The sequence below is a fragment of the Microbacterium sp. genome (assembly GCF_032084865.1).
Lineage (GTDB): Bacteria > Actinomycetota > Actinomycetes > Actinomycetales > Microbacteriaceae > Microbacterium.
Genome location: NZ_DAMDLU010000099.1, coordinates 1 through 10,218 on the forward strand (window position 1 = coordinate 1; position 10,218 = coordinate 10,218).

Annotated in this window: 9 protein-coding genes and 1 pseudogene; 5 read left to right on the forward strand and 5 right to left on the reverse strand. The window is 69.3% G+C overall.

All coding sequences use genetic code 11. The annotated features are described in order from the left end of the window. A pseudogene (locus tag RT309_RS10620) lies at window positions 1–186 on the forward strand (LacI family transcriptional regulator); the annotation flags it as partial. Between the two features lie 35 nt (window positions 187–221). Here RT309_RS10620 and RT309_RS10625 read toward each other — a convergent pair. Continuing rightward, window positions 222–1,418, reverse strand: a complete 1,197-nt coding sequence (locus RT309_RS10625; RefSeq protein WP_313356884.1) for an MFS transporter — start codon at window positions 1,416–1,418, stop codon at window positions 222–224. Window positions 1,419–1,500: 82 nt separating this feature from the next. Between RT309_RS10625 and RT309_RS10630 the strand changes: the two genes are divergently transcribed. Beyond that, complete coding sequence (locus tag RT309_RS10630; RefSeq protein ID WP_313356886.1) at window positions 1,501–2,961, forward strand: alanine/glycine:cation symporter family protein; 1,461 nt, start codon at window positions 1,501–1,503, stop codon at window positions 2,959–2,961. A gap of 124 nt (window positions 2,962–3,085) precedes the next feature. Further along, window positions 3,086–4,363, forward strand: coding sequence for a Na+/H+ antiporter NhaA (gene nhaA / locus RT309_RS10635; RefSeq protein WP_396654446.1), 1,278 nt, complete (start codon window positions 3,086–3,088; stop codon window positions 4,361–4,363). A gap of 70 nt (window positions 4,364–4,433) precedes the next feature. Here nhaA and RT309_RS10640 read toward each other — a convergent pair whose 3' ends face one another. Beyond that, window positions 4,434–4,637 (reverse strand): cold-shock protein, encoded by a 204-nt coding sequence (locus RT309_RS10640; protein ID WP_313356889.1) that lies wholly within the window; start codon window positions 4,635–4,637, stop codon window positions 4,434–4,436. A gap of 290 nt (window positions 4,638–4,927) precedes the next feature. Here RT309_RS10640 and RT309_RS10645 point away from each other — a divergent pair, with 290 nt between their 5' ends. Next, the gene (locus tag RT309_RS10645) at window positions 4,928–6,160 is read left to right on the forward strand and encodes an amidohydrolase (protein ID WP_313356891.1); all 1,233 of its coding nucleotides are present in this window, start codon (window positions 4,928–4,930) and stop codon (window positions 6,158–6,160) included. A gap of 20 nt (window positions 6,161–6,180) precedes the next feature. Here the strand turns inward: RT309_RS10645 and RT309_RS10650 are convergent, their stop codons facing one another. Genes RT309_RS10650 through RT309_RS10660 form a run of 3 tightly spaced genes read right to left on the reverse strand, consistent with a single transcriptional unit; the run spans window position 6,181 to window position 9,328 of the window. Beyond that, window positions 6,181–6,849, reverse strand: coding sequence for a GTP pyrophosphokinase family protein (locus tag RT309_RS10650; protein WP_313356892.1), 669 nt, complete (start codon window positions 6,847–6,849; stop codon window positions 6,181–6,183). A gap of 51 nt (window positions 6,850–6,900) precedes the next feature. Beyond that, window positions 6,901–7,869, reverse strand: a complete 969-nt coding sequence (locus tag RT309_RS10655) for a nucleoside hydrolase (protein ID WP_313356894.1) — start codon at window positions 7,867–7,869, stop codon at window positions 6,901–6,903. A 31-nt stretch (window positions 7,870–7,900) separates the two neighbouring features. Next, the gene (locus RT309_RS10660) at window positions 7,901–9,328 is read right to left on the reverse strand and encodes an MFS transporter (RefSeq protein ID WP_313356896.1); all 1,428 of its coding nucleotides are present in this window, start codon (window positions 9,326–9,328) and stop codon (window positions 7,901–7,903) included. Between the two features lie 140 nt (window positions 9,329–9,468). Between RT309_RS10660 and RT309_RS10665 the strand changes: the two genes are divergently transcribed. After that, window positions 9,469–10,218: GntR family transcriptional regulator (locus tag RT309_RS10665; protein ID WP_313356898.1), on the forward strand; the 750-nt coding region annotated here is incomplete at its 3' end.

Sequence of the window (10,218 nt, forward strand, 5' to 3'; positions counted from 1 at the left end):
ATCGACGGGTACGAGCTCGGGGAGTTCTTCGAGCTCACGACCGTCGACCAGTTCCCGCTCGCGCAGGGCGAGCGGGCGGCGGCGGCGATCCTGGCGCAGCTCGAGGGCGCTCCGGATGCCGCGGCCGTCGCCGACCTGCCGTACGAGCTCATCGTGCGCAGCACGACAGCGCCCCCGCGCCGGTAGGCATCAGGCATCCGCCGAGACGTGCGTTAGTGCGATCAGGCGGCGACGAGAACGCGCGGCGTGGCGCGCGAGACGAGCAGGTGCAGCCCCAGCGTCACCGCGAGCACGACGGCCGAGGCGGGCAGCAGACCGTCGGGCGCCACTCCGGATGCCAGCAGCAGCCCACCCAGCATGCCGCCGAGCGCCGATCCGAGCTGCATGCCGCTGCCGTTCAGCGCGAGCACGAGCGACATCGACTCGGGGGCGATGTCGCCGAGGCGCGACTGCAGCGCCACACCCGAGCCGCCGTTGAAGAACGCGCATCCGAAGAACCAGGCGAAGGCCGCCACCGCGCCGGCGGCGCCGGGCAGCAGCAGGCCCGCGGTGCCGAGCAGCGCCACCGCGATGAGGATGCCGATGATCAGCCCGATCACCCGCGTCGGCCCCACCCGGTCGGTGACGCGACCGGAGAGGATGTTGCCTCCGAGGCTGACCATGCCGTACCCGAACATCGCCGCGATGATCGGCTCGCCCTTGCCCACCCTCGGCTCGAAGATGTACGCCGCGTACGTGAAGCACAGGTAGCTCGCGCACATGATGCCGGTCGCGACGAGGACCGCCCCGATCACCGCCGGTCGCGCCAGCGGGCTGAGCGTCTGACGCAGCGTGAGCGCCGGCAGGTGCAGCCGGGGCACGTTGACGAGGATCCCGATCAGCGCGACCGCGCCCACGGCGGAGACGAGGAACAGCGGCATCCGCCAGTCGTCCTGCCCGATCACCAGGCCGACGGGAACACCGAGCGCCGTCGCGGTGAGGAACCCCCCGAGCACGAACGCCAGGGCTCGGCCGCGGCGCTCGGGCGGCGACGCCGCGACCACGTAGGCGCTGACGACGGCGCTGAGCAGCGCGCCGCCAACGGCCGAGACGACGCGCCCCGACATCGCCATCGCGTAGCTCGTCGACACCGCGATCATCAGGTTGCCGATCACGAACACGCCCAGCGAGAGCGAGATGACGAGCTTGCGCTCCCAGCGGCCGGTGACCGACGACAGCACCGGACCCGCGACGGCCGCGGTGAGGGCGAACACCGCGACGAGCTGCCCGGCCGCGGCCTTCGAGATGTCGAGGTCGTCTTCGATCTGCGGCAGCAGTCCGGCGAGCACGTACCCGTCGATCCCCATCGAGAAGGTCGCCAGAGCCAGCCACAGCAGGGCTCCGACTCCGGCGGGCCGGCTTTCGTCAGTCGTCTTCACAAACACATCAAAGCAGAACCCGGTATGCCCGTTCCGCCCGGCGCTGTCCTCCTCCGCGGGCTCACCCCTGAATACTGGACGGATGGACGCCCTCAACGACTTCGTGCTCTTCTTCGGCGACAAGCTCTGGACGTGGGCGGTTCTGCCCATCCTGCTGCTGCTCGGCCTCTACTTCACCTTCCGCTCGGGCGTCGTGCAGTTCCGGCTCATCCCCGAGATGTTCCGCACGCTCACCGACCGCACGCCGACGGATGCCGACGGCAGGCCGCAGTCGGTGTCGGCGTTCCAGGCGTTCACCATCTCGGCGGCATCCCGGGTCGGCGTCGGCAACATCGCCGGCGTCGGCACCGCGATCGCGATCGGCGGCCCCGGTGCGGTGTTCTGGATGTGGACGATGGCGTTCATCGGCGGCGCCTCGAGCTTCATCGAGTCGACTCTGGGCCAGACGTTCAAGGTGCGCGACCGGGACGGGTTCCGGGGCGGTCCCGCGTACTACATGCAGCACGGGCTGAAGGCCCGCTGGATGGGCATCGTCTTCGCGGTCATCCTCATCTTGTGCTTCCCGTTCTCGTTCAACTCGCTGCAGGCCAACACCATCAGCGCCACCGTATCGGGCAGCTTCGGCGGCGAGGTCACGTGGATCCCGTGGGTGGTCGGCGCCGTGCTCGCCACGCTCACCGCGCTGGTCATCTTCGGCGGAGTCCGCCGCATCGCGTCGGTGTCGTCAGCCGTCGTGCCGCTGATGGCCCTGCTGTATCTGATCCTCGGCCTGGTCATCGTCGGCATCCACATCGACCGCCTGCCCGACGTCTTCGCGTCGATCTACACGCAGGCCTGGGGCACGCAGGAGGTCGCCGGCGGCGCGCTGGGCACCATCATCATGATCGGAGCGAAGCGCGGCATGTTCTCGAACGAGGCCGGCCTGGGCTCTGCCCCGAACGCCGGCGCCACCGCCGCGGTCACACACCCGGTCAAGCAGGGTCTGGTGCAGACTCTCGGCGTCTACTTCGACACGTTCCTGGTCTGCTCGATCACCGCGTTCATCGTGCTCGTCGCCACTCCCGACCTCGCGAACGCCGAGCAGGGCATCGTGCTCACGCAGAACGCCCTGGTCAGCTCGCTCGGCTCATGGTCGAACATCGTGCTGAGCGTGATCATCTTCCTGCTGGCCTTCAGCTCGATCCTCGGCAACTACTACTACGGCGAATCGAACATCGAGTTCATCCGCGCGAAGCGCGGCGTGCTGCAGACCTACCGCGCCCTGGTGGTGCTCGTCGTCTTCCTCGGCTCGATCGCGTCGGCCGACCTCATCTGGAACACCGCCGACAGCATCATGGGAATCATGGCGATCGTGAACCTCGTCGCCATCGCGCTGCTCTCGGGCGTCGCATTCAAGCTGCTGCGCGACTACCTCGACCAGCGCCGGGCCGGCCTCGATCCGGTCTTCACCCGAGAGCGGATGCCCGAGGTCACGGGCATCCAGTGCTGGGAGGACGAGCTGAGCGTCACCGGTCCCATCCCGGTCGCCGGCCGCAGGCGCTGACACCCGCTGAGGGGCGGATGCCTGGCATCCGCCCCTCAGCGCGGCCGCACCCGGCGAGATAGGGTGGAGGAGGAGTGTCGGGAAGCCTGGTCGACGTCATCGTCCGCCGACCCGGAAGGCCCGCATGATGCGCTCCTCCTCCCTTCCCCGCCCGCTGTTCCCGACCTCGTCCCGCGCCGAATCCCGGCGCATCGGCGAGATCCTCCGCGCCGAGACCACCGGTGGTGTGCTGCTCGTCGCCGCCGCAGCCATCGCGCTGCTGTGGGCGAACTCGCCGTGGGCCGACGGCTACTTCGCCCTTCGCGACCTGAAGGTCGGCTACCAGCCGTGGCATCTCGAGCTGACCCTCGGGCAATGGGCGGCGGACGGGCTGCTGGCGGTCTTCTTCTTCCTGGTCGGCCTCGAGCTCAAGCGCGAGTTCGTCGCCGGGGATCTGCGGCGGTTCAGCACGGCCATCGTCCCCGTCGTCGCCGCACTCGGCGGCGTCGCGGTGCCCGCCCTCGTCTACGTCGCGGTCACGAGCGGCGCACCGGGTGCGGCGAGCGGATGGGCGATCCCCACTGCCACCGACATCGCGTTCGCCGTCGCGGTGCTGGCCATCATCGGCTCGAACCTGCCCAGCGCGCTGCGCATCTTCCTGCTGACCCTCGCCGTGGTCGACGACCTCGTCGCGATCGCGATCATCGCGATCTTCTACACCGACACCATCGACATCGTCCCGCTGCTGCTGGCGGTGCTCGCGATCGCCGCATACGGCGTGATCGCGCAGCGATACCGGCAGTTCTTCGACCTGCGGCCGTCGGCGGCATGGCTCATCCTGCTGCCCATCGGCTTCGCCGCGTGGGCGCTCGTGCACGCCTCGGGCATCCACGCGACGATCGCGGGAGTGCTGCTGGGCTTCACCGTGCCCGTGCTGCACCGCAGGGCCGCCCACGACGAGGAGACCGGGCCCGGCCTCGCGGAGGTCTTCGAGCATCGGTTCCGTCCGCTCTCCAGCGGTTTCGCCGTGCCCGTGTTCGCGTTCTTCTCGGCCGGGGTGGCCATCGGCGGCGCTGAGGGCTGGATCTCGGCGCTCGCCGACCCCGTGGTGCTGGGCATCATGCTCGGCCTGATCGCGGGCAAGCCGATCGGCATCGCCCTGGCCACGTGGGCGATCACCCGTGTGCGACGGATCGACCTCGATCCGTCGCTGCGGTGGATCGACATCATCGGCGTGGGATTGCTCGCCGGCATCGGCTTCACGGTCTCGCTTCTCGTCGCCGAGCTGAGCTTCGACGTCGCAGACCCGCACCACGATCAGGCGAAGGTCGCGATCCTCACCGCCTCGGTGGGCGCTGCGCTGCTGGCATCCGCTCTGCTGGGCGTGCGCAACCGCCGCTATCGGAAGCGCCGGACCGCCTGACAGGCTTGGCCCGACGAAAAGAACCGGCCGGCACCCATACGGGTACCGGCCGGTTCTGTAGACGCTCGGATCAGAGCGGGCGGATCTTCGCCGCCTGCATGCCCTTGGGGCCGCGCTCGGGCTCGAACTCCACCTTCTGGTTCTCGGTGAGCTCCTTGTAGCCGGAGCTCTCGATGGCCGAGAAGTGCGCGAACAGGTCATCGGAGCCGTCATCGGGAGCGATGAAGCCGAAGCCCTTCTCGGAGTTGAACCATTTCACAGTGCCAGTGGCCATGTGCTTCTGCTTTCTGTTGATCTGGTCGCTGTCGCGACCGGGGTGCCACGCTGAATTGTCCGGCGTGCACGGTGCTGCGATGCCGACCGAGTGGCGCGGGGCGCATGACTCGACGGGATCGGGTGATCCGGGTCCGCGGCACTCACACGCGGGTCGGGATCTGGGTGATGGCTGCAGCGAGACTCGCGCAGCTGTTGAGAGTGAAGCCTCCGGCGGAGGGACATGAGAACAGTATCACGCCTCAGCCGGCAGCAGCCCGATCGGCGGATACCCGGGGCTAGGCTCAACGCATGACCGTCGACCTCGAGGCTCTCTACATCGATCTGCACAGGCATCCCGAGCTGTCGTTCCAGGAGACGCGCACTGCCGGTATCGCCGCAGCTCACCTGCGCGAGCTCGGGCTCGAGGTGACCGAGGGCGTCGGTATCACCGGCGTGGTGGGTGTGCTCGCCAACCCGTCGACGAGCTCGGAGCAGGCCGGACCCGTGGTGTGGCTGCGCGCCGACATGGACGCACTGCCCGTCGTCGAGGAGACCGGGCTCGCGTACGCGTCGACCGCGACCGGCGTCGACCCCGACGGCAACACCGTCGGAGTGATGCACGCGTGCGGTCACGACATGCACGTGACCGCCATGATCGGCGCCGTCGAGCGGCTGGTCGCCGAGCGGGACCAGTGGAGCGGAACGGTCGTCGTGGTGATCCAGCCCGCCGAGGAGTACGGCGCCGGCGCCCGCGCGATGCTCGACGACGGGGCCCTCGACCGCTTCCCACGGCCCGACGTGGTGCTCGGCCAGCACGTCACTCCCCTGCCCGCCGGCACGATCGGGGTGCGGCCGGGGCCGCAGATGTCGGCATCCGACGGCATCCAGGTGGTGCTGCACGGCCGCGGCGGGCACGGGTCGCGCCCGCACTCGACGATCGACCCGATCGTCATGGCCGCGGCGACGATCATGCGGCTGCAGACCGTCGTGTCGCGCGAGGTCGATCCGCGCGACCTCGCCGTCGTGACGGTCGGCGCGATCCACGCGGGAACGAAGAACAACATCATCCCGGCCAACGCCACGCTGCAGCTCAGCCTGCGCTATCCCGACGAGAATCTGCGCGAGAAGGTGCTCGAGAGGGTCGAGCGCGTCATCCGCGCTGAGGCCACGGCATCCGGCGCCGAACGCGAGCCCGAGATCTCGACGCTGCACACACTCCCGGCAACGATCAACGACGCCGATGCCACCGAGCGGGTCGTCTCGGCCTTCCGCGGCGTCTTCGGCGAGCAGTCGGTGATCGATCCCGGACTGTTCACCGGCAGCGAGGACGTGTCGTGGTTCGCCCGCGACGCGGGCGCGCCCCTCGTGTTCTGGTTCTGGGGCGGCGTCGACCCGACGGTGTACGCGGATGCCGTGGCGAACGGCACGGTCGACAGGGACGTCCCGACCAATCACTCGCCGTTCTACGCCCCGGTGATCCACCCCACGATCGAGGTCGGCGTCACCGCGATGGCCACGGCCGCCCGGGCGTTCCTCGGCTGAAGCCCGCGCCTGCGACGCCGTCAGGCCTCGATGACGCGCTGATTGCTCTCGTGCGCCTCGCGGTGCAGGCGCTCCATCCGCACATCGAGCTCGCCCGCCGCCTCAGCCGCGTCGGTGAGGCTCTGCACGAGATGCGCGGGCACGCGCCCGTCGAACTTGTAGTGGATCTTGTGCTCGAGGCTGGCCCAGAAGTCCATCGCGATGGTGCGGAACTGCACTTCGACGGGGATCGCCACCGGGCCGGTGGAGAGGAACACCGGCACCTCGACGATCGCGTGCAGGCTGCGGTAGCCGTTGGGCTTGGGCTCGGCGATGTAGTCCTTGACCAGGCGCACGGTCACGTCGTCCTGCTGGGTGAGCAGGTCGAACAGCCGGTACACGTCGCTGACGAAGCTGCAGGTGACGCGCACGCCGGCGATGTCGGTGATCTCGCGACGGATCACGTCGAAGTCCGCCTCGATGCCCTTGCGGGCGACCTTCTCGACGATGCTGTCGGGCGTCTTGACGCGACTCTTGACGTGCTCGATCGGGTTGTAGGCGTGCATGTGGGTGAATTCGTCGCGCAGGATCGAGATCTTGGTCTCGACCTCGCGCATCCCGAACTCGTACTCGCGCAGGAAGCGCTGGAACGCATCGCGCAGCTGCTTCGCCTCCGCGATCGCGGCCTCGTCGACCGGGAGAATCGTCATGCCCCCGACGCTACGCGCCCGCCTTCGGAATCGGCTGGGATGATCGTCGTCTCATCGTCCGCGCGGTGCGCCCAGCGCCAGCAGCCGCTCGGTCAGATGCGGCGCGAGCTGCGTGGCCGTCTCGAGCACGACCCGCACGTTCGCATCGGCGCGGTCGACCCAGCCGCGCCGCTGGCCGCGCAGATCGCAGACCGTCTGGCCGCGCGAGGGTCCGTCGGCGGTGTCGATCTCGACCGGCACGCGAGGCGCGACCGCCGGCTGGATGCCACCCACCGCGATCGCCGCGGCCAGCGGGTCGTGCAGAGCACTGCTGCGGCGTCCGTACAGCTCGACGTAGAAGTCGAAGTAGAAGTCCAGCGCCTCGCCGACCGCCCGCGCGATGGGGATGTCGGAGGCGACGAGCTGCGCCCTGTGCTCTTCCTCGAACTGGTTCTCGAGTGTGGTGTCGAGTGGCACGAGCGTCATCGGCCACCCCGCCGCGATCACGAGCTGCGCCGCCTCGGGGTCGTGCGCGATGTTGGCTTCGGCGACGGCGGTGATGTTGCCGGGCACGAGGGCTGCGCCGCCCATGACCGTTACCGCGCGCACGCGCTCGGGGAGCGAGGGGTCGCGCTGCAGGGCGAGACCGAGGTTGGTGAGCGGGCCCACGGCGACGATCTCGAGTTCGCCCGCGTACTCGTGCGACAGCCGCAGCAGCAGGTCGGCGGCGTCGTCGGAGATGGCCTTGGCGGCGGCCTCGGGCAGCTCGACCTCGCCGATGCCGTTGGCGCCGTGGATCCACGCGGCACCGCCGCCGAACTCGCCGACCAGCGGCGCGCTCGCGCCCTGTGCGACGGGCACATCGCCACGCCCGGCGAGATCGAGCAGGCGCAGCGTATTCTCCACGCCCTGCGCGGCGGTGACGTTGCCGTGCACGCCGCCGACTCCGACGAGGTCGATCTCCGCGGAGGCGAGCAGGTACGCCAGCGCGAGGGAGTCGTCGATGCCGGTGTCGCAGTCGAAGTAGAGGGGACGGGCCATGGTGTTTTCCTAACTGTGTCGGATCGACTGGTCAGTCGCGGTCGGCGCTCGCGAGGATGAAGCTGGAGATGAGGGCGAGCACGGTGATGCCGGTCGAGATCCACAGCGCCGTGGTGAAGCCGCCGAGGCCGCCCGAAGCGACGAACGGTACGACGATCGCGATGCCCAGGCTGGCGCCGGTGCCGAACGCCGCACTGTTCATGCTCGGCAGTGCGGCGGGTGCCTCCCGCGGCGACTGCAGCACCCCGAGGCCGTTCGCGGTGGTGAGCACGAGCCCGTTGTAGGCGACGCCCAGCACGACGATCATCGCGAAGACGGTCCACTGGCTGCCAGGGAACAGCGCGATCACCACCATGGCTGCCAGGCAGATGCCCAGCCCGATCCGCAGCAGGCGGACCCAGCCGACCCGGTCGGCGATCCAGCCCGAGAGCGGCGCGGCCGCGAGCCCGAGGAGGGCGGGCGGAGCGAGGAACAGCAGGGCCGACGTGGCGGCGTTCAGCCCGAAGCCGTACTCGCTGTTCTGGCTGAGCAGCACGACAGTGAAGTTGATCACGGTGAACACGCTCGACAGCGTCAGCACAGTGGTGGTCAGCACGGGCCACACGCGACGCGATCGCAGCTGACGCACGGCGATGAGCGGCGTGGCCACCCTCTTCTCGATGAGGACGAACACGGTGACCGAGAGAAGGAACCCGGCGAAGAGCAGCAGCGCGTTCGTCGAGAGCCAGCCCTGAGACCCGCCGACGGAGACGAAGTACGACAGGCAGATCAGAGCGATCGAGAGAACTCCAGCGCCAAGCCAGTCCATCCGGCCGCTGGTCGTGGCGGCGGTGCGGCCGGGCAGCACGAAGAGCACGGTGAGCACCGCGAGCACGGCGACCGCGAGAATGACCACGAACAGCGAGCGGTACCCGAACGCATCGGTCAGCAGACCGCCGACCCATCCGTCGACCCCGCCGACTCCGCCGTTGATCGCGGTGAGGATGCCCAGCATGATGCCGAACATCCGGGGGTTCATCGACTCGCGCAGGATGACGTAGGAGATCTGGAAGGCGGCGCTCGACATGCCCTGCATGACCCGGCCGACCAGCAGCAGCGGCAGGCTTCCCGCGAAGAGGCAGAGCAGAGTGCCGACGGTGAACACGCCGAGCACGATGAGCAGGCCTCGCTTGCGGCCGATGAAGTCGCTCCATCGTGCCAGCACGACGCCCCCGACCGCGCCGGCGAGGAAGAAGAGCGACGACACCTGCGACACCGCATCCAGCGGCGCGTTCAGCCGACGCGACATGTCAGGCAGCGCAGGCGAGATCATGCTGGCGCTCAACTGGAACGCGACCACGGTGAGGATGAGCGTCGCGAGGACCGCCGCGGCGCGTCCACCTCGGAGCAGGCCGTCGTCCGTGGTGTCGGCGAGCGATCGGGAGGTGCGGCGGGTGCCGCGCAGTGCCGTGGATTCCATGAGTGAGACTCCTTTGTCCGGACGTGAGGGGAGAGGCCCGACTGATCGAGCAGTCTGATGTTATACCTCTCCGGTATAACATCAAGTTTCAGCCTTCGCTCGTGGTTGAATGAAGGACCGCACCGCAGGAAGGACCCGACGTGACGCAGAGCTTCTTCGCACAGCCGCTGACCGCCACCGTCGGTCAGCCGCTGCGTGTCGCCGCATACGCCCGCATCGGTCAGGGCATCCGCGAGGGCGTCTTCCCCGTCGGTGAGACACTCCCTCGCGAGATCGAACTCGCCGAGGGGCTCGGCGTCAGCCGCACGGTGGTTCGCGAAGCGCTCATGCTGCTCGAAGAGGACGGTCTGATCTCCACCCGTCGCGGCGTCGGACGCTTCGTCACGGCCTCCGCACCCCGTGTCGGACTGGAGGAGCTGCGCCCGTTCGAGGTCGCACTCGCTGCTCCGGAGGAGCCGGTCGACGTGCGCCCCGCCGAGATGGTCATGCAACCGAACACCGACTTCGTCGCCGGCCATCTGCGCCTCGACATGGCCGCCAACACGTGGTTCCGTGAGAGCGTGCTGCATCGCGAGGGGCATCCGATCGCCATCGTGCAGGAGCATCTGCCCGCCGGACGCTATCTCAGCGACATGAGCGCGCCGCTGGCGGACGCCCTGAACGATCTCGCCGGCCGCCCGGCGACGCTGCTGGCGGGCATCCTGCAGCTGCGTGCGCTCGCCGTCAGCGCAGGCACCTGCCAGCTCACCCCCGGTGTCGTCGGCGCCTCGCGCGGACGGCAGCTGTCGCTCGCCGCCGGCGATCCGGTGCTCATCCTCACCCAGGTCGTCGAGACCGGCGGCGACCCCCTCTACCTCGCCAAGTGCATCGTCTCGTCGCGTGTCGGCCAC

Excerpts from the sequence above, each read along its gene's own strand:
- RT309_RS10650 (WP_313356892.1), bottom strand. The coding sequence starts at position 6,849 with ATGACGATTCTCCCGGTCGACGAGGCCGCGATCGCGGAGGCGAAGCAG.
- RT309_RS10660 (WP_313356896.1), bottom strand. The coding sequence starts at position 9,328 with ATGGAATCCACGGCACTGCGCGGCACCCGCCGCACCTCCCGATCGCTC.
- RT309_RS10630 (WP_313356886.1), top strand. The coding sequence starts at position 1,501 with ATGGACGCCCTCAACGACTTCGTGCTCTTCTTCGGCGACAAGCTCTGG.
- nhaA (WP_396654446.1), top strand. The coding sequence starts at position 3,086 with ATGATGCGCTCCTCCTCCCTTCCCCGCCCGCTGTTCCCGACCTCGTCC.
- RT309_RS10655 (WP_313356894.1), bottom strand. The coding sequence starts at position 7,869 with ATGGCCCGTCCCCTCTACTTCGACTGCGACACCGGCATCGACGACTCC.
- RT309_RS10645 (WP_313356891.1), top strand. The coding sequence starts at position 4,928 with ATGACCGTCGACCTCGAGGCTCTCTACATCGATCTGCACAGGCATCCC.
- RT309_RS10640 (WP_313356889.1), bottom strand. The coding sequence starts at position 4,637 with ATGGCCACTGGCACTGTGAAATGGTTCAACTCCGAGAAGGGCTTCGGC.